A 17,422-nucleotide genomic window follows, 5' to 3' on the forward strand; every position below is an offset into this window, starting at 1 on the left:
CGCGTGTCCACCTTCGGTCAATGTCCGGAACAGACCGGTCCGGCCGCGCCGGAAGCCCGCCAGACTCGGTTCCGGCCGGTGATCATGCCGGACCGGAGCCACTTCTTCCGAGGGGATTTCGATGAAACGCAGGATCTTCGCCGCGGCGGTCGCCTGTGCGGCCACGTTCGCGGGGCTGCTCGGCGCCGCTCCGGCGGCCCAGGCGGCGACGGCGGTGACGTTCACCCCGCGCACGGTGACCTCGCCGCACGAGACCCAGTACGTCGGCGCGCTCGGTTCGGTGCAGCTGTCGATGACGGCCGGCCAGACCGCGTACGTCTACTCGACGCTGCGCGCGAACAACGCGTCGAACACGACGCTGATCGACAACGAGGTCCGCTGTTCGAGCACGAGCGGCTGGACGAAGAACGAGGTGCTCGGGCAGAACGTCCTCATCGCGAGCGCCACCGGCGCCCCGGCGTCGCTGCGGGACATCAGCGTGACGACGCGGTTCCTGGTCCACCCGGGCGCGGCGGGCACCGTCACGTGCACGACGTATCTGCGGAGCGCGAACCTCGGGCTGGGCAACTCGACCGTGAGCCTGGTCAGTGGCGAGCTGAAGTTCGCGGACACCAGCGTCGCGAACACGACCGCCGGCACGCCGCCGCAGGCCGACGACGGTGACACGCCTCCCGGCCGCGTCATCGGCCTCAGCTCGGCCGCCCCGACGGTCCGCGAGCCGGCCTCGGACACCTTCGAGATGGCGGCGCCGGTGACCGGGCTCAGCGTGTTCGGCGACATGGAACTGATGGCGTGCTACCCCGAGCCGAAGGACGGCTGCCCGGTGAACAGCATGACCGCCCGGGTGACGCTGTTCGTCAACCAGTGGAAGGCCGACGGCACGCTGTGCAAGTCGGACGCCTCGTCGAGCGTGACGGCGCTGGTGCGCCGCGACGTCCACCACTACGTGGTCCCGCTGAACACCCGCTTCACGGCGGCGACGGGCAACGGCTGCGTGCCGAAGTTCAACTTCTACGTCAAGACCGACTGGGTGAGCGGCTCGACGGGCGCCGTCCAGATGGCGTCGGGCGGCCTGCCCGACGCGACCGGTTCGACGGTGAAGCACTACGACGCGATGAGCCACGCCTTCGCGGTCGCGTACTGAGGTCGAGGGGCGCGCAGGCTTCCCGGCGCGCCCCTCTCGCGGGTCAGGCGGGTTCGCCGAACCACCGGTGCAGCGCGGCTTCCAGGCCGGTCGTCGCCCCGTCCTCGCGGGCCCAGGCGATGTGCCCGTCCGGCCGGACCAGCACGCCGGTGAGCGACGGCTCGCTGTCGCACTTGGCCGTCAGCGTGGTGACGCGGCCCGCCCAGCCGCTCGCGGTTTCGCGCAGCCCGGCGCTGTCGGCGAGGTCGAGCAGGAGCGCCCGGCCGTCCTGGAGGTGCTCGCCGAGCCGGGTGCCGTCGGCGAACGCGAAGTCGGGCGCACCGCGGCCGGTGAGGTCGTGCTCGCCCTCGATCGGGTACCGGTGCAGGACGCCGGAAAGCTTCTTCGCCAGGTACGTCGCGCCGTCGTCGGTGAGCAGCAGGTCGGTGACGACCTGGCGCAGCGCCCGGGTCCGGACATCGCTGCGCATCAGCGCGACCTGGGCCCGGGTCCACTCGAGGACCCACTCGCCGATCGGGTGGCGTTCGGTCGTGTAGGTGTCGAGGAGGCCGTCCGGCGCCCAGCCGTGGATGGTCGCCGCGAGCTTCCAGCCGAGGTTGACGGCGTCGCCGATGCCGAGGTTGAGCCCCTGCCCGCCGAAGGGCGAGTGGACGTGCGCGGCGTCGCCGGCGAGGAGCACCCGGCCCTGGCGGTAGGTGGTCGCCTGGCGGGCGTTGTCGGTGAAGCGCGTCGCGCTGTGCACCTTCGTGATCCGGACGTCGGCGCCGGACACCCGCCGGAAGCTGTCTTCGAGCTCCTGCGCGGTGACCGGGGCGTCGCGGTCCGCGGGCGGCCCGTCGAACTCGACGGTGAGGATCCGGCCGGGCATCGGGCCGTGGACGTAGAGCCCGCCGGTGCCGTGCTGCCAGCCACCGGGCAGGGCTTCGGTCCCGGTGATCTCGGTGAGGGCCTGCCACCCGGTGACCGCGGGGTCGGTGCCGGGGAACTCGAACCCGGCGTGCTTGCGGACGAAGCTGCGGCCGCCGTCGGCCCCGACGAGCCAGCCGGCGCGGACGGTCTCTTCGCCGAGCCGCACGGTGACGCCGTCGTCGTCGGCATCGAACCCGGTCACCTCGGCACCCCGCCGGATCTCGACGCCCAGTTCGGCGGCGCGTTCGGCGAGGACGGCCTCGACGGCCTGCTGCTGGATGACGACGACGTTCGACGCGGGCCCGACGTCGCGGAAGTCCGGATCGTCGAAGTGGACGCCGTTCGAGGCGACCATGATCCCGGCGAAGTGCCCGACGGGGATCGCCGGCTTGGGCCCGTCGCCGCCCCCGCCCCTGGATTTCAGGAACTCCTGGATCTTCGCGAAGTTCTGCTGCACGACGGCTTCCACCGCGGGCAGCAGGCCACGGCGGTAGAAGGCCTCGGCGGTCGTCAGGTTGACCGACCCGGCCTTGATCGTCGGGTCCGGCTCGGCGAGCCGTTCGACGACGAGCACGTTCACGTCCTTGAGCCGGAGTTCGCAGGCCAGCATCAACCCGACCGGTCCGCCCCCGGAGATCACCACATCCCAGTTCATGGCACCGATGATGCCGCGAAACTTTTACCGAGTCAAACTTTTGGCTCGGTCTATACTCCGACCATGGCGGATCAAGGACTGCGCGAGCGGAAGAAGCGGGCGACGCGCCAGCTGATTTCGAACGTGGCCTCGGGCCTGTTCATCCAGCGCGGCTTCGAGGAGGTGACGGTGGCCGAGATCGCCGAAGCCGCGGGCGTGTCGAAGATGACGGTGTTCAACTACTTCCCGCGCAAGGAAGATCTCTTCCTCGACCGGCACGCCGATCGGCTGGCCGAGCTGGTGGAGCTGCTGCGGTCTCGTCCCGCCGGCGTGTCGGCCGCCGCTGCCCTGCGGGCGCACCAGCACTCGCTGCTGGCTTCCGGGCACCCCCTTTCGGGTGCCATCGCCGGGGGGCCCGGGTTCTGGTGGGTGCTGACGTCGAGCCCGGCGCTGATGGCCCGGTGGTACGAGCAGGAGCGGGAGATCGCGGACGCGTTCGCCGAGGTGTTCGCCGAGGAGACCGGGGACGCGTTCCGCTCCCGGATGGCGGCGGGGCTGCTGACCACGGCGATCACGTCGGTGTTTTCGCACGCCATGAGGCGGATCCTGGCCGGCGACGATGTCGAGGTGGTCCGGCGGGAGCAGGTCGCCGTGATCGACCAGGCCTTCGACCTGGCGGAACACGGGGTGGGTGAGTTCCCGGGCTGAGCTGATGCGGCCGCCGGGGTCCGGAGGTAGGTTGCGATCGTGATCTTGGACGCCGCCCATGCGTGAGGACGAGGTGCTCCGCCACGTCACCACGCCGCTGTCCGCGCCGGCCTTCCCCCGCGGGCCTTACCGGTTCACCGATCGCGAGTACCTGAACATCACCTACCGGACCGATCCGGCGGCGCTGCGGGCGCTCGTGCCCGAGCCGCTCGAAGTCCCCGAACCGCTCGTGCGGTTCGAGGTGATGCGGATGCCGGACGTCACCGGGCTCGGCGACTACACCGAGTCCGGGCAGGTCGCGATGGTCACCCACGGCGGGGAACCCGGGGAGTTCACCCTCGGGATGTACGTCGACAGCCACCCCGCCATCGCCAGCGGGCGCGAGGTGGCCGCCTACCCCAAGAAGCTCGGGAAACCCCGGCTGTCCGTCGACTCCGACACGCTGGTCGGCACGTTGGACTACGGCTCGATCCGCGTCGCGCTCGCGACGATGGGCTACAAGCACCGCGAACTGGACGAATCCGCCGCCCGCGCCGAACTGACCGCCCCGACGTACATGCTCAAGATCGTCCCCGGCTACGACGGCCGGCCGCGGATCTGCGAGCTCGCGCGCAGCCGCATCAGCGACCTGACGATCAAGGGCGCGTGGACCGGGCCGGCGCGGCTGCACCTCGTGCCGCACGCCCTGGCCCCGCTCGCCGACCTGCCGGTGCTGGAGATCGTGTCCGCGAGCCACCTCCTGACCGACCTCACGCTCGGCCGGGCCGCGGCCGTGCACGACTACCTCGCGGGGGAGCAGGCATGAAAGCGACCATCGTCGGCGGCGGCGTCATCGGCGTCTCCTGGGCGGGCCTGATGGCCGCGCACGGACTGGACGTCGTCGTCAGCGACCCCGCGCCCGGCATCGAAGACGCGGTGCGGGCCGGGCTCGCCGAGCTGACCCCCGCCCTGCGCGAACTGGGGCTGCCTGCCGACGGCCGCGTCACGTTCCAGGCGGATCTCGCCGAGGCGGTCGCCGACGCCGGCGTCGTGCAGGAGAACGGTCCCGAACGGCTGGACCTCAAGCACCGGATCTGGACGACCATCGAGGAGAACGCACCGGCGGACGCGCTGTTCCTCACGTCCACCTCCGGCATTCCGGCCACCGAGATCGCCACGGCACTCGAGCGGCCGGAACGGCTCGTCGTGGGACATCCGTTCAACCCGCCGCACCTCATCCCGCTGGTCGAGGTCGTGCCCGGCGAGAAGACGTCGCCCGAGGCGGTCGAGCGGGCCGTCGAGTTCTACCGCGGCCTGGGCAAGAAGCCGATCGTGCTGGCCAAGGAGGTACCCGGGTTCGTCGCGAACCGCCTGCAGGCCGCGATCTTCCGCGAATGCGTGCACCTGGTCGCCGAGGGCGTGGTCACCGAGCAGCAGCTCGACGAGGTCGTGACGTCCTCGCTGGGCCAGCGGTGGGCCGTGAGCGGGCCGTTCCTCAGCTTCCACCTCGGCGGTGGACCGGGCGGGCTGCCGCACTTCCTCGAGCACCTCGGGCCGGGCCTGCGCAAGCGCTGGGGCCAGCTCGGCACCCCGGACCTCGACGAGGAGACCGTGCGGCTGCTCAGCGAACAGGCGGGCGACTTCGGCGGCAACGTCGCGGAACTCGCGAAAGCCCGGGACACCGCGCAGATCGCCCTGATGAAGGCACTGGGCCGATGACCGTCACCGACCGGATCCGCGCCGCGCTGGCGAACCCGATCTCCGCGGACGAGCAGGACGACTTCGACATCCACGCGGCGCTGAACGAGGTCCTTTCCGACGTCGGCCTGTCCGAACAGGACTCCGGCGGCCGGGTGGAGTTCACCGGCGCCGACCCGATCGTGCCGAGCGCGGTCCGGCTGGGCGCGGCACCGGCGATCGGACTGGTCGCGAAGTCCGTGGCGCTGGCCGCGTTGTGGCGCCACCGCGGCGGACCCGGCCAGGACATCAGCATGGACCTGCGGACCGCGCCGCACCGGCTGTGCCCGTTCTACGACAAGAAGTGGGAGCTGCTCAACGGCCTCCCGCCGACCAACACCGCCGACCCGGCCAGCCCGCTGTCGCTGAAGTTCTACCGCGCCGGCGACGGCCGCTGGGTCATGCCGCTGAACATCTACCCGAAGCTGAAGTCCAAGACCCTCAAGCTGCTGCGCACCTACGACGACGCCACCGCGCTCGCCGCCGCCATCGCCCGCTGGGATGCGGCCGAGCTGGAGGAGGCCGGTGCCGACGCGGGCATCGTCATGCCGATGGTCCGCAGCACCGAGGAGTTCCTGCAGACCCGGCAGTACCGCGACGTGCTGGCCGGGCTGCCGCTGATCGAGATCGAGAAGATCGGCGACTCGGCCCCGGAGCCGTTGCCGGCGGGCGCCGCCCAGCCGCTCGACGGGATCCGCGCGCTCGGCATGGGCCACGTCATCGCGGGCGCGGCGATCGGGCGGTCGCTGGCCCTGCACGGCGCCGACGCACTGAACCTGTGGCGGCCGTCCGAATGGGAGAACCCCGTCGTCTACTCGACGGCGAACGTCGGCGTCCGCTCGGCCACCGTGGACTACCAGCGTTCGGGCGTCGCCCGGGAGCTGCTGCGCGGCGCCGACGTCTTCTACGCGAACCGGCGCCCCGGGTTCGTGGCCGGGCTGGGACTTTCGCCGCAGCGGGCGGCGGAGATCCGGCCGGGCATCATCCACACGACCGTCTCGCTGCACGGCGAGCACGGCCCGTGGGCGACGCGGGTCGGGTTCGACCAGACCGCCGGCTGCGTCGCCGGGATGATGACCCTGGAAGGCTCGCCCGACCAGCCCGTGCTGCCGCACATCGGCGTGGTGAACGACTACCTCGTCCCGTGGCTGGCCACGGCGGGGATCTGCGGCGCGCTGATGCGCCGCGCCACCGAAGGCGGCAGCTACCGCGTCCACATCTCGCTGACGCGCATCGCGCTCTGGATCATCAGCCTCGGCGTGTTCGACAAGGAGTACGCGCGCTCGGTCGCCGGCACCGGCGAGCGGCACGCGTACCTCGACCCCGAGACGTTCACCGCTCCGACCCCGCTGGGTCTCTACCAGGGCGTCACCGACCAGGTGCGGATGTCCGAGACGCCCGGTTCGTACGCGACGATCCTCGTTCCCCGCGGCTCCGGCCGCCCCGAATGGCTGCCCGGAGGCCACCGATGAGCCCCATTGCCGACGTCGTTTCCCGCCTGCGCACGACGTTTTCGTCCGGCGTCACCAAGCCCCTGGAGTGGCGGCGCGCTCAGCTGACCGCGCTGAAGGCGATGCTGGAGGAGCAGGCCGACGACTTCCTCGCGGCCCTGCACGCCGACCTCGGCAAGAACGCGGCCGAAGCACGCAGCGCGGAGATCACGTTCGTCACCAACGAAATCGACCACACCCTGGCGCACCTCGACGCGTGGGTCGCGCCCGAGACGGCGCCGCTGCCGCAGTACCTGCTGCCCGGCGCGGGCAGCGTAGTGCGGGAGCCGCTCGGCGTCGCGCTCGTGATCGGGCCGTGGAACTACCCGCTGCACCTCGTGCTGGCGCCGCTGGTCGGGGTGCTGGCCGCGGGCAACGCCGCCGTCGTCAAGCCGAGCGAGCTGTCGCCCACGGTGTCGGCCTCGATCGCGCGGCACGTCCCGTCCTATTTGGACACCTCGGCCGTCGCGGTCGTGGAGGGCGCGATCCCGGAGACCACCGAGCTGCTGGAACAGCGGTTCGACCACATCTTCTACACGGGCAACGGCGCGGTCGGGCGCATCGTGATGACCGCGGCGGCGAAGCACCTCACCCCGGTGGCCCTCGAGCTGGGCGGCAAGAGCCCGGTCGTCGTCGACACCGACGTCGACCTGCGGGTCGTGGCCGAGCGGATCGTCTACGGCAAGTTCATGAACGCGGGCCAGACGTGCGTGGCGCCGGACTACGTGCTGGCCGTCGGCGACACGGGGGAGCGGCTGGAGAAGCACCTGGCGGACGTGCTGCGCGAGCGTTTCGGCGACGACCCGGCGGAGAGCCCGGTGTACGGGCGGATCGTCAACGCCCGGCACTTCGACCGCCTGGCGGGCCTGCTCGGCAGCGGGCGGCTGGTCACGGGCGGCCAGACCGACCGGGACGCGAAGTACATCGCGCCGACCGTGCTCGCGGACGTCCCGCCGGACTCGCCGGTGATGGCCGAGGAGATCTTCGGGCCGATCCTGCCGGTCCTGCGGGTCGCCTCCCTGGACGAGGCGCTGACGTTCATCACCGGCCGGGACAAGCCGCTGGCGTTGTACGCGTTCACGGGTTCGGCGGAGACGAAACGGCGGATCCTCGCGGAGACGTCGTCGGGCGCGGTGGGGTTCGGCCTCCCGGTGGCCCACCTGACGGCACCGGACCTCCCGTTCGGCGGGGTCGGCGAGAGCGGGATGGGGCGCTACCACGGGAAGTACTCGATCGACACGTTCAGCAACCTGAAGGCGGTCCTCGACAAACCGCTGTGACCGCCCGTCGTTCAGCGCAGTGCTTCCTTCGCGCCCTCGGCCACCGCTTTCGCCACGGCGGCCAGGGCGGGTGAGTCCAGCTTCCACTGCTGCCAGTGCAGCGGGACGTCCAGGGGCCGGTCCGGGGCCAGGTCGATGAGCGCGTCGCCGCGGGAGGCCGCCTGGATCTCCGGGACCATGCCCCAGCCGAGGCCGGCCGCCACGGCGTCCACAAAGGACTCCGAGGCCGGGATGTGGTGGCGCACCAGGGTGAAGTTCCGGCGGCGGGTCAGGCCGCGCAGGAAGCGGTCCTGGAGGTCGTCCTTGCGGTCGAACATGATCACCGGGGCCGCGGGGAGTGCCGACGTCAGCGGGCCCGGCAGCCACTTCTCGAGGAACGCGGGGGAGGCCATCGCCCGGTAGCGCATGCGGCCCAGGCGGACGGATGTGCAGCCCTGGACCGGCTGGGGTGCCGCCGTCACCGCCGCCATGACCAGGCCCTCGCGCAGGAGGGCCGCCGTGTGGTCCTGGTCCTCGCGTTGGAGGTCGAAGGCGATCGCGGGGGACTCGGGGAGGCGGGCCAGCGCGGGGAGGAACCACGTGGCCAGCGAGTCCGCGTTGACCGCGATGGTGATGGTGCGCGTCGAGGAGTCCAGGCCCAGCTCGGCCAGCGCGTCCTGCTCCAGCTGGGCCAGCGAGCGGGCGAACCGGACCAGGACCTGGCCGGATTCGGTCAGGGAAATGGGTTTCGTGCGCAGGAGCAGGACCCGGCCCGTGCGTTGCTCCAGGGCTTTGATGCGCTGGCTGACCGCTGACGGCGTCACGTGCAGGACCGCCGCCGCGGCGTCGAAGCTTTGCTCGTCGACTACGGCCAAGAGGGTTCTGACCTGGTCGAGCGGGAGATCGGACATCACGAGCGCTAATGTTACGTAAGAATCTTTAGCTGGAGTAACTCAGCGGGACGGTCGTACCGTGGGCGGGTGCTTCCACTGCTCCTCGCCGGGTTCGGGACCGGCTTGTCCCTCATCGTCGCCATCGGCTCACAGAACGCCTTCCTCCTGCAGCAAGGGCTGCGGGGCGGTGTCGTCACGCCGCTCGTCGTCATCTGCGCGGTGTCGGATCTCGTGCTGATCGGGCTCGGGGTCAGCGGAATCGGGGCCGTCATCGAGCGGTGGCCGACCGCGATCGGGGTGATCGCCGTCGGCGGCGGGCTCTTCCTGCTCGGCTACGGCGCGCTCGCCGCGCGGCGGGCGTTCCGGCGCTCGGTGATGACCGTCGGCGAAGACCGGACGCCGTTGCGGAAGGCCGTGCTCGCCTGCGTTGCCTTCACGTGGCTCAACCCGCACGTCTACCTGGACACGGTCCTCCTGCTCGGCTCGGTGGCCGTCGCGCACGGCGATGGTCGCTGGCTCTTCGGGCTGGGTGCCGGGATCGCCAGCGCGGTGTGGTTCAGCGCGCTCGGCTTCGGCGCGAAGAAGCTGGCCGGCGTGTTCGCCCGGCCGGCCGCTTGGCGCGTTCTGGACGTCGTCATCGCCGTGACCATGACCGGGCTCGGCGCGACGATGCTGCTGAGCCATGTGTGATTCACCAGAGCTGGCCGAGTTCCGCTGCCGGTGGGCGTTCGAGCTCCAGCAGGAACTGCTTGCGCTTGAGCCCGCCCGCGTAGCCGGTGAGCTTCCCGTTCTTGCCGACGACGCGGTGGCACGCCACCAGGATGCTCAGCGGGTTCTGCCCGACCGCCGCCCCGACCTCGTGCGGCAGCCTGCCGGCCGCCTTCGCCAGGTCGCCGTACGTCGCCGTCGAGCCGTAGGGGATCTTCGCGATCTCGGCCCACACGGCGCGCTGGAAGTCGGTGCCGTCAGCCCGGGTGGGTACGTCGAACTCCTGGCGCTGTCCGGCGAAGTATTCCTTCAGTTGCTCGACTGCCGTGGGGAAAGCCGCGTCGTCGCGCGGGCCGAACGTGGTCCGGTCCGGGCGGGTCCAGTGGTGCGGGAAGTAGAGGCCGGTCACGACGTCGCCGTCGCCGACCAGGGTGAGCTCGCCGATCGGCGAGTCGATGATCGTGTGTTTCATCAGTTCTCCCAAGTAGTGCCGTCCGCCCGGGCGCCGCGAAGGCCGGGCAGGCGGAAATCGGTCAATGCGGCCGTGACGACTGTCCTGTGAGGACTCCAAGCCGTCGATTGCAGCCGGCGCGTCAGGCCCGCCCAGCCGGCCGGGGTGGCGGCCACGACCCAGACGTCCGGCTCCGGCGCCGCGAACCGCCGGGCCTGGCGCAACCACGACGCCGCCGTCTCCGGCCAGGTCACCGTCGCCAGGACCGGGCCGCCCCAGGTTTCGGCGATCCGAGCGCCGTCGGCTCGCGAGGCGGCGTCGGCCGCGGTGCCGATCACGACGTGGCGGGCCTCGCCGATCAGCTGCAGGAGGGCCTCCAGCTCCGCGTCGGTCATGTCGCGTCGTGGAAGACGAGGCCCAGGGTGTGCCGCCGGCCGGAACGGACGGCCGAGACGCCGTGGCGGACCGGCGCCGCCGACCAGCCGCGGGCCGAGCGGACCGGCCGGTCGCGGGTGGTGAACACGAGGCCGTGGCCTTGGGGGATGAGGGTCGCGGTGCCACGCGACTGCGCGCGCGGCCGTTGCTCGACGAGCAGGAACTCGCCGCCGGTGTGGTCGGTGCCGGGGTCGTTGAGGTTGATCACGACCTGCAGCGGGAACACTTTGTCGCCGTAGAGGTCGCGGTGCAGGGCGTTCCAGCCGCCGGTGTCGTACCGCAGCAGGATAGGGGTCGGCCGCTTCTGACCGGCTTCGTGGCAGACGGCCAGCCATTCGTCCAATGTGGACGGCCAGTCCGGCTCCCGGCCGAGCCGGGCGTACCAGTCCTGGGCGATCGGCAGCAGCCGCGGGTAGAGCGCTTGCCGCAGCCGCTGCACGGGTTCGGGGAAGGGTTCGGCGAAGTAGTGGTAGTCACCGTGGTCGCCGAAGCGGTGACGGCGCAGGTTGACGGTCGCCCGAAAGTGTTCCTGCTCGTCCCAGAGAGCGACGAGCGTCTGGCACTCGGCCGGGGTGAGCAGCTGCGGCAGGAGCGCACAGCCGTAGTCATCGACCTCCGCAGCCACCGCTTCCCAATCGGCTGCGGCGACGCGCTTTTCGAATGTGCTCATACCCAGTAGACGTTCCGGCGGGGTGAAACGTGAGATGGGCCGAGCGAGAAATTCCGCGGCCGGTCGGCGGGGCGGTGGCACGGCTGGCGAGGGGCGCTGGCGTGCTTGGGCGCAGCCAACGGCGAGGGCAGTGCGGCCGGCGGGGCGCGAGCGCGGCCGGCACCCTTCGGCTCACTGAGCGCGGCGTGCGGCAGAGCCGGCTTCGCGGGCCACCGGTCCGGACCAGGGCAGGCCCGCCCGGCCGGCGTGGCCCGCCCCGGTCGGGCCCGGCCCAGCTGGCTCGGCTCTCCGGCCCGACCCGCCGCCCCTCGGGTGGCCAGCTCGGCCCAGCCCAACCGGCCTGCCCCCAGCTGCCCCCGCCCCCAGCTGCCCCGGCCCGCCCGGGAGGACCGAACCAGAACCTAAGCCGCTTCCATCGTCAACAGCACCCGCTTAGCCTCCTCCCCGCCCGCATACTGCCCATACGACCCATCCGACCGCACCACCCGATGACACGGCACCACCACCGGCAGCGGGTTGAGCGCACAAGCCGTGCCGACCGCGCGGACCGCCTTCGGGCTGCCCGCCGCCGTCGCTACCTGGGAATAGCTCTCCGTGTGGCCGTACTCGATCTCCGGGAGGTGCTCCAGCACCGACAAGCGGAACCCGCGGGCCAGGCGGAAGTCCAGCGGGACGTCGAACGAGCGGCGGCCGCCCGTGAAGTACTCGTCCAGCTGGCGGACCACCGGGTCGAGGCGGGCCGGGGCGTAGAGGATCCGGGGGCTGATCGCCGAGGCGAGGGCCGCCAGGACCGCGTCGTGGTCCTGGCGGTCGAACGCCACCTTGACCAGGCCCTGGGCGGTCGCCGCCAGCAGCAGGGAGCCGACCGGGGTGTCGAGCGTGCGGTAGGCGACGTCCAGCAGGCCCTCCTGCTCCGCGGCGGCCGTCAGCCGCTCGTGCAGGCGGTCCGGCAGGAGTTCGTAGGCCACCGGAAGCGACGGGATGACGTCGATCATGAGTGCGCTCCTTCCAAGGGGTAGGTGGCCCGCAAGGTCTTGACGCCGTCGGCGGCCGCGCGGCGGGCGGCGTCCGCGGTGCCTCCGGTGATCTCCGCGATTTCGCGGTAGGGCAGCCCGGCCAGGTAGTGATAGGCGACGGCCGTGCGCTGCTTGTCCGGCAGCCGCGCGAGCGCGTCCCACAGGTCGCCGGACCACGTGTCCGTGCGGCCCGGCCGGTCCGGGATGTCGCCGACCGGCAGCGGCCGGCGTGCCTGGGCGCGGGTGACGTCGATGGCCTTGCGGTGCGCGATCGTGACGAGCCACGCCTGGACGTTCGCGTCGGCGGGCAGCTCGGGGTACGCCTTGAGGGCGGCCAGGAAGGTCTCCGACCAGGCGTCTTCGGCGTCGGCTGGGCCGAGCACGGCCCGGCAGACGCGGAGGACCATCGGCCCGTGCTCGGCCACGATCTGCTCGAACGGTTTCACGATCACACCCTGTAGACGTCCGCGGACGCCGGAACGTGAGATCGAGTTTGTCACGGGATCGCGGTGCCGGTGACGACCGTCGCACCCAGCTCTTCGGACTCGTGGACGCGCGGGGTCAGCCCGGCCGCGGTGAAGATCCCGCTCAAGACCGGCGCCTGCCGCTCGCTCGATTCGACCAGCAGCGACCCGCCCGGCGCGAGCCACCGGTACGCGCCCGCGGCGACCCGGCGGGCGAGGTCGAGGCCGTCCGCACCGCCGTCGAGCGCGACGCGGGGTTCGTGCAGCCGCGCTTCCGGCGGCATGGTCGCGACGGCGTCCGAAGGCACGTACGGCACGTTCGCCATGAGTACGTCGACCCGGCCGCCAAGCGACGACGGCAGCGCGTCGTAGAGGTCACCCTGGTGAACACCAGCACCCGGAAGGTTCACCCGGGCGCAGGAGACGGCTGCGGGCTCGACGTCGGCCGCGTGCAGCTCACGGGGGGCCACCACAGCACTGAACGCGGCACCCAGCGCACCGGACCCGCAGCACAGATCGAGCACCACCGGCTGCGGCGGCGCGAGCGAGACGGCGACGTCGACCAGGAACTCGGTGCGGTGGCGCGGCACGAACACCCCGGGCCGCAAGGAGATCCGCAGGCCGTGGAACTCCGCCCAGCCGAGCAGGTGCTCCAGCGGCAGCCCGGCGACGCGGCGCTCGACCAGGGAGTCGAGCTCGGCGGGCGTCGTGGCGGCGGCGATCAGCAGGTCCGCCTCGTCCTCGGCGAACACGCAGCCCGCGGCGCGCAGCCGCGCAACGACAGTCGAAGTGTCCAACAAGGAACGAACGCTACCGGACCTGCACCAGGTCCCCGACGTTCAGGCCGTCGAAGAACGCCGCCGAGTCGGCGTCGGTGAGGTGGACGCAGCCGTGTGACGGCGCGTCGAGGGGCCCGGCGTGGAAGGCGATGCCACCGGCGGCGAAGAACACCGAGTTGGGCATGTCCGTGCCGTAGACGCTGCTGGTGTGCTCGCGGTCCTTCCAGACGACGTGGAACGACCCGGCCGGCGTCGCCTGGTCCGGCGGCCCGAAGCCGGCCGGGACCGGCCCGCGCACGACCTGGCCGTCCCGCAGCAGCCAGGCCAGGCGCTGCGCCAGGCTCACGCACGCGCCGGTGGTCACCGTGCACGGCGGCGCGGGCGGCGGTGCCGTGGTGGTGGGCGGAGCCGGCGTGGTCGTCCGGACCAGCGGCGCGGGCTCGGCGATCGGGCTCGGCGTGGTCGTGCGCGGTGCCGCGCACGACGCCGTGACCAGCGTCAACCCCAGCAGGGTCAGCACCCCGGTTCTGCGCATCCGTTCCCCTTCTCGCAGGACCTCTCCGCAGACCAGTACGGGTGAGCGGCCCCGGAGGTTGAGCCGGGCGTGCACCCGGGTTGTCCCTGCGTGCACCGCGGCTACCGCCGGGAGTACCCGGGCGGTCAAGGTCGAACCATGACGAAGCTGAGCGCCGAGCAGATCGCCCGGCACGCCTACGCGGCCGGGTTCCGCGGCCAGGGCCTGACCACCGCGGTCGCCGTCGCGCTGGCCGAGTCCGGCGGCCGGACGACCGCGCACAACGCCACCCCGCCGGACAACTCCTACGGCCTGTGGCAGATCAACATGCTGGGCGCACTCGGCCCCGAGCGGCGCCACCAGTACCACCTGAAGTCGAACGACCAGCTGTTCGACCCGGACACGAACGCCAAGGTCGCGAACAGCATCTCGGGCGACGGGCACGACTTCACGCCCTGGTCGACGTACACGAACGGGGCCTACAAGCACCACCTCACCGCCGCTCGGAAGGCCGCCCAGGACGTCACGAAGCACCACGGGAAGCCCGCCGAGACCCAGCGCGCGAGCGGCAGCCCGCTCCGGGTGGACGACACCGTGCTGCACTCCTACGTCAGCCGGACCCGGCACGTCGCCGACGCGCTCGGCACCGCGACCGGGCAGCTGCGCGACGTCCGGGAGATCGGCCACGAGAGCTTCGGCAAGATCGGGAAGGAGTCGGGCTTCGCTGACGCGCTGACCGGCTTCGGGCTGGCCCTGCAACGGCAGGTCAAGGGCGTCGGCACGCACGCCGACGGACTGGCCACGGCCGCGCAGAAGGCCGCCAAGACCTACCGCGACCACGAGACGGCCACTGCCGCCGCCCTGAACGACCACGCCCGACGGAGCTGACATGGACACCACCGCGCTCGCGCACTCCTTCGCGAAGGACCTGATCGCGCACCGCGCCAAGCTCGCCGGTAAGGCCGAAGACGCCGTCCGCGCCGAATACGCCCTGCACCAGGTGGCCGGCGCCCTGGACGCCCAGCACGACGCCTACCACAAGGAAAGCGCCACAGTCCTCGACCACTGGCACGGCCACGGCGCCGACGGCTTCCGCCACAACAGCGCGAAGCTGACGAAGGAGCTTCGCGTCACCGGCGCGGCCGGGGCGGCGGCCGAGAAGGTCGTCGCGCACGTGGCGTCCACAGTGGACTCCGGGCACACGGCCGTGCAACGGCTCGTCGACGAGTACACCGCGAAGGCGAAGCAGGTTCTCGACGCGGGGGTCGCGGCCGGGACGCAGGCCGCGCTGATGCGCGCGGTCGGGCACGCCGCCGACCTGGCGCCGCAGTACACGCGGCAGTCGGCGTCGACGCTGCGGCACGTCGACGCGGAACTCAAGGCGGCGGCGAAGAAACTGCACGAGCTGCGGAAGGACCTGACCCACGACGGGGTCGCGGACAAGACCGTGCACCAGGCGAAGGCGACGCATCCGAGCAAGGCTTCGGGACGGGGCAAGGACATCGTCCACGCGGCGCGCACGCAGCTGGGCGTCCGCGAGAACCCGCCGGGGAGCAACCGGAACCCGTACGGGCCGACCGCAGCGTGGTGTTCGTCGTTCGCGACGGCGATGTGGCGCAAGGCCGGGGTGAAGATCCCGGTGCTGCCCTTCAGCGGCGACGTCTACCACTGGGGCCAGGAGAACGGGCACGCGTACGGCAAGCATTCGCTGCACGAAGCGAAGCCGGGTGACGTGCTGATCTTCGGCACCGGCCCGCAGAACACCTCGACGAGCACGCACATCGGCATCGTCGAGAAGGTCGAGGGGAACAAGGTCACGATGATCGAGGGCAACTCCGGGGACGCCGTCCGCCGGAACACGCACACGCTCTCGGCGTCGACGTTCTACGGAGGGGTCCACCCGTGATCACCGGAAAAGCCGCCGACCGGACGGTCGCCGTCGAGGTCGCGCCGGGAGGGGCGTTGCAGGAGCTGACGCTGGAGGCGTCGGCGCTGAGGCTGGAGCCGGACGAGCTGGCGCGCCGGATCCTGGTGCTGGCGGCGGCCGCGTCGGCGCGGGCCACGGCTTCGCTGTGGCACAACCGAGATGGGGTGGACGCGCTCGGCCTGCCCACGGCGGATGAGGCCGCGGAAAAGACCACGCCGGACAGCTGGCGGGCCCAGTGAGCGCCGAGCGGGCGGCCCTGGAGCTGGCCGACGACGCTTTCGCGACGCCGGATCCGGGCTACGGGGGACGGCTGGCGGCGATCCGCGCGTCGGCGGCGGCCGATGGGGTGTCGGTGGTGGTCGACCTGCACGGGGCGCTCGTGGACCTGCGGTTCGACCGCTGGGCGCTGAACCGGCCGCCGGGCGAGTTGGCGGGGATGATCCGGCGGCTGGCTTCGGAGGCGGGCGAGGATGCCCTGCGGCAGGGACGTGAGTTGCTGGGGGAGCTGCTGCCGGACGAGGTCGCGGGCGGCGCGGAAGGCCCGCGGATCGGAGCGCGGCCCGAGAATTCCGGCGCGACGGGCGGACCGGCGATCCGGCCGCGGCGGGATCCCGGAGCGGACGAGTTCCTGCCTGCGACTTGGGCGACTTGAGCGGCTACCTCGCGCGGTCCGGTCGCGGCGGGACCGCGGTGCCGACGAGTTCTTCCCGCGACTTGAGCGGCTGCCTTGCGCGGGCCGGCGATCGTGCGGCGGGATCCTGGAGCGGGCGAGTTCCTCCCGGCGACTTGAGCGGCTGCTTCGCGCGGTCCGGCGGTTCGGCGGCGGCGGGTTCCCGGAGCGGGCGAGTTCCTCCCGGCGACCTGGGCGACTTGAGCGGCTGCCTCGCGCGGCAGACTGCCTCAGCAGGCGTCGTCGACCATCCGGGTCAGGCGGTCGGCCAGCCAAGCTCCGTCGGCAGGCGTCACCATCACCCACGGCTCGCCGGCCACGTCCTCCGGTGTCAGCGCGTACCGTCCCGCCGCCGTGTCGAACCAGGCCAGGACCGGTGACCGGCCCGCCGGGCCGGTTGCCGCCAGCTGGCCTGCCGCGTACCTCTCCGCCGTCACCAGCGTCGCCAGCGGGCGGACCGCGCGGCCGGTGATCCCGGCCGCGCCGAGTGCTCGCTCGAACGCGTCGTACCCGCTGCGCGCGTACGCGTCCATCGCCGCCGAGTACGTCGCGCGGGGGAGCCGGAGCTGGTCGCCCGGGCCCGCGGCGACGTCGCCGAGCATCCGGGCCACCGCGGGGACCAGGTCGGCCGGGCGCAGCGGCTCCAGCACCAGGTCGCGCTCGTCCAGCACCGCGAGCACCCCCGCCGCGTCCCGCACCGCCGCGAGCAGCCGCCACGGCGCTTCGCCCAGCACCAGCGCGTCGACGCTCAGCGACGGCGCACCCAGCAGCACGACCAGGTCCGCCAGCGCCGGGTCGACGTCGTCGCCGTCGGTGAGACCGGCTTCCGCCAGCCCGGCGAAGACGCGCACCCCCAGGTCGTCGCGCTCGGCGTGGGTCGCACCGTGCGCCGGCACGTCGAACGGGTACGGCGGCGGCCCGCCCGGCCCCAGGTCCGCCCAGAGGAGATCGAATTCCAGATGCGACAGGATCACTCCGGCCGCCGTCGCGGTGCGCCGCGCCATGGTCCCCCTTCCCGTGCCGGGCGGCCGCCAT

The 17,422-nt window shown here is 72.3% G+C and carries 21 protein-coding genes; 11 read left to right on the forward strand and 10 right to left on the reverse strand.

Annotated features, from left to right (window positions below):
- The first annotated feature begins 121 nt into the window (after positions 1-121).
- Positions 122-1,144 (forward strand): hypothetical protein, encoded by a 1,023-nt coding sequence (locus tag QSK39_RS32665; RefSeq protein ID WP_285481700.1) that lies wholly within the window; start codon positions 122-124, stop codon positions 1,142-1,144.
- A 43-nt stretch (positions 1,145-1,187) separates the two neighbouring features.
- Here QSK39_RS32665 and QSK39_RS32670 read toward each other — a convergent pair whose 3' ends face one another.
- Entirely contained in the window at positions 1,188-2,708 is a 1,521-nt protein-coding gene (locus tag QSK39_RS32670; protein ID WP_285481701.1) for an FAD-dependent monooxygenase, read from the reverse strand.
- A 63-nt stretch (positions 2,709-2,771) separates the two neighbouring features.
- On the opposite strand from QSK39_RS32670, the gene QSK39_RS32675 reads away from it, so the two are divergent.
- The 5 genes from QSK39_RS32675 to QSK39_RS32695 are packed head-to-tail and all read left to right on the forward strand — an operon-like array spanning position 2,772 to position 7,881.
- Complete coding sequence (locus QSK39_RS32675; protein WP_285481702.1) at positions 2,772-3,395, forward strand: TetR/AcrR family transcriptional regulator; 624 nt, start codon at positions 2,772-2,774, stop codon at positions 3,393-3,395.
- Between the two features lie 58 nt (positions 3,396-3,453).
- Positions 3,454-4,200: an acetoacetate decarboxylase gene (locus QSK39_RS32680; protein ID WP_285481703.1), complete on the forward strand. Its 747-nt coding sequence runs from the start codon at positions 3,454-3,456 to the stop codon at positions 4,198-4,200.
- Positions 4,197-5,093, forward strand: a complete 897-nt coding sequence (locus QSK39_RS32685; RefSeq protein ID WP_285481704.1) for a 3-hydroxyacyl-CoA dehydrogenase family protein — start codon at positions 4,197-4,199, stop codon at positions 5,091-5,093. Before QSK39_RS32680 ends, QSK39_RS32685 begins: the two co-directional genes overlap by 4 nt.
- Complete coding sequence (locus QSK39_RS32690; RefSeq protein WP_285481705.1) at positions 5,090-6,583, forward strand: CoA transferase; 1,494 nt, start codon at positions 5,090-5,092, stop codon at positions 6,581-6,583. The genes QSK39_RS32685 and QSK39_RS32690 overlap by 4 nt, the downstream gene beginning before the upstream one ends.
- Positions 6,580-7,881 (forward strand): aldehyde dehydrogenase family protein, encoded by a 1,302-nt coding sequence (locus QSK39_RS32695; RefSeq protein ID WP_285481706.1) that lies wholly within the window; start codon positions 6,580-6,582, stop codon positions 7,879-7,881. Before QSK39_RS32690 ends, QSK39_RS32695 begins: the two co-directional genes overlap by 4 nt.
- A gap of 11 nt (positions 7,882-7,892) precedes the next feature.
- On the opposite strand, the gene QSK39_RS32700 is transcribed toward QSK39_RS32695, so the two are convergent.
- Positions 7,893-8,771, reverse strand: coding sequence for a LysR family transcriptional regulator ArgP (locus tag QSK39_RS32700; protein ID WP_502873330.1), 879 nt, complete (start codon positions 8,769-8,771; stop codon positions 7,893-7,895).
- 69 nt (positions 8,772-8,840) lie between these two features.
- Between QSK39_RS32700 and QSK39_RS32705 the strand changes: the two genes are divergently transcribed.
- The gene (locus QSK39_RS32705; RefSeq protein WP_285481708.1) at positions 8,841-9,443 is read left to right on the forward strand and encodes a LysE/ArgO family amino acid transporter; all 603 of its coding nucleotides are present in this window, start codon (positions 8,841-8,843) and stop codon (positions 9,441-9,443) included.
- Position 9,444: 1 nt separating this feature from the next.
- Here the strand turns inward: QSK39_RS32705 and QSK39_RS32710 are convergent, their stop codons facing one another.
- From QSK39_RS32710 to QSK39_RS32740, 7 genes are all read right to left on the reverse strand, one after another.
- Positions 9,445-9,933, reverse strand: coding sequence for a methylated-DNA--[protein]-cysteine S-methyltransferase (locus tag QSK39_RS32710; protein ID WP_285481709.1), 489 nt, complete (start codon positions 9,931-9,933; stop codon positions 9,445-9,447).
- Complete coding sequence (locus tag QSK39_RS32715; protein ID WP_285481710.1) at positions 9,933-10,307, reverse strand: hypothetical protein; 375 nt, start codon at positions 10,305-10,307, stop codon at positions 9,933-9,935. The genes QSK39_RS32710 and QSK39_RS32715 overlap by 1 nt, the downstream gene beginning before the upstream one ends.
- Positions 10,304-11,017, reverse strand: coding sequence for a 2OG-Fe(II) oxygenase (locus QSK39_RS32720; protein WP_285481711.1), 714 nt, complete (start codon positions 11,015-11,017; stop codon positions 10,304-10,306). Before QSK39_RS32720 ends, QSK39_RS32715 begins: the two co-directional genes overlap by 4 nt.
- 401 nt (positions 11,018-11,418) lie before the next feature.
- Positions 11,419-12,012, reverse strand: a complete 594-nt coding sequence (locus QSK39_RS32725; RefSeq protein ID WP_285481712.1) for a methylated-DNA--[protein]-cysteine S-methyltransferase — start codon at positions 12,010-12,012, stop codon at positions 11,419-11,421.
- Positions 12,009-12,485 (reverse strand): RNA polymerase sigma factor, encoded by a 477-nt coding sequence (locus tag QSK39_RS32730; protein WP_285481713.1) that lies wholly within the window; start codon positions 12,483-12,485, stop codon positions 12,009-12,011. Before QSK39_RS32730 ends, QSK39_RS32725 begins: the two co-directional genes overlap by 4 nt.
- Before the next feature lie 44 nt (positions 12,486-12,529).
- Complete coding sequence (locus QSK39_RS32735) at positions 12,530-13,294, reverse strand: putative protein N(5)-glutamine methyltransferase (RefSeq protein WP_285481714.1); 765 nt, start codon at positions 13,292-13,294, stop codon at positions 12,530-12,532.
- Positions 13,295-13,307: 13 nt separating this feature from the next.
- Positions 13,308-13,811, reverse strand: coding sequence for a L,D-transpeptidase (locus QSK39_RS32740; RefSeq protein WP_285481715.1), 504 nt, complete (start codon positions 13,809-13,811; stop codon positions 13,308-13,310).
- A 138-nt stretch (positions 13,812-13,949) separates the two neighbouring features.
- Between QSK39_RS32740 and QSK39_RS32745 the strand changes: the two genes are divergently transcribed.
- Genes QSK39_RS32745 through QSK39_RS32760 form a run of 4 tightly spaced genes read left to right on the forward strand, consistent with a single transcriptional unit; the run spans position 13,950 to position 16,369 of the window.
- Complete coding sequence (locus tag QSK39_RS32745) at positions 13,950-14,678, forward strand: transglycosylase SLT domain-containing protein (protein WP_285481716.1); 729 nt, start codon at positions 13,950-13,952, stop codon at positions 14,676-14,678.
- Position 14,679: 1 nt separating this feature from the next.
- On the forward strand, positions 14,680-15,696 hold the full coding sequence (locus QSK39_RS32750) for a CHAP domain-containing protein (protein WP_285481717.1): 1,017 nt from the start codon (positions 14,680-14,682) through the stop codon (positions 15,694-15,696).
- The gene (locus QSK39_RS32755) at positions 15,693-15,956 is read left to right on the forward strand and encodes a YbaB/EbfC family DNA-binding protein (protein WP_285481718.1); all 264 of its coding nucleotides are present in this window, start codon (positions 15,693-15,695) and stop codon (positions 15,954-15,956) included. The genes QSK39_RS32750 and QSK39_RS32755 overlap by 4 nt, the downstream gene beginning before the upstream one ends.
- The gene (locus QSK39_RS32760) at positions 15,953-16,369 is read left to right on the forward strand and encodes a hypothetical protein (RefSeq protein ID WP_285481719.1); all 417 of its coding nucleotides are present in this window, start codon (positions 15,953-15,955) and stop codon (positions 16,367-16,369) included. Before QSK39_RS32755 ends, QSK39_RS32760 begins: the two co-directional genes overlap by 4 nt.
- A 248-nt stretch (positions 16,370-16,617) precedes the next feature.
- Here QSK39_RS32760 and QSK39_RS32765 read toward each other — a convergent pair whose 3' ends face one another.
- Positions 16,618-17,391 (reverse strand): ESX secretion-associated protein EspG, encoded by a 774-nt coding sequence (locus QSK39_RS32765; protein WP_285481720.1) that lies wholly within the window; start codon positions 17,389-17,391, stop codon positions 16,618-16,620.
- Positions 17,392-17,422: the final 31 nt, after the last annotated feature.

The organism is Amycolatopsis sp. NBRC 101858 (genome assembly GCF_030269325.1).
Lineage (GTDB): Bacteria > Actinomycetota > Actinomycetes > Mycobacteriales > Pseudonocardiaceae > Amycolatopsis > Amycolatopsis ponsaeliensis.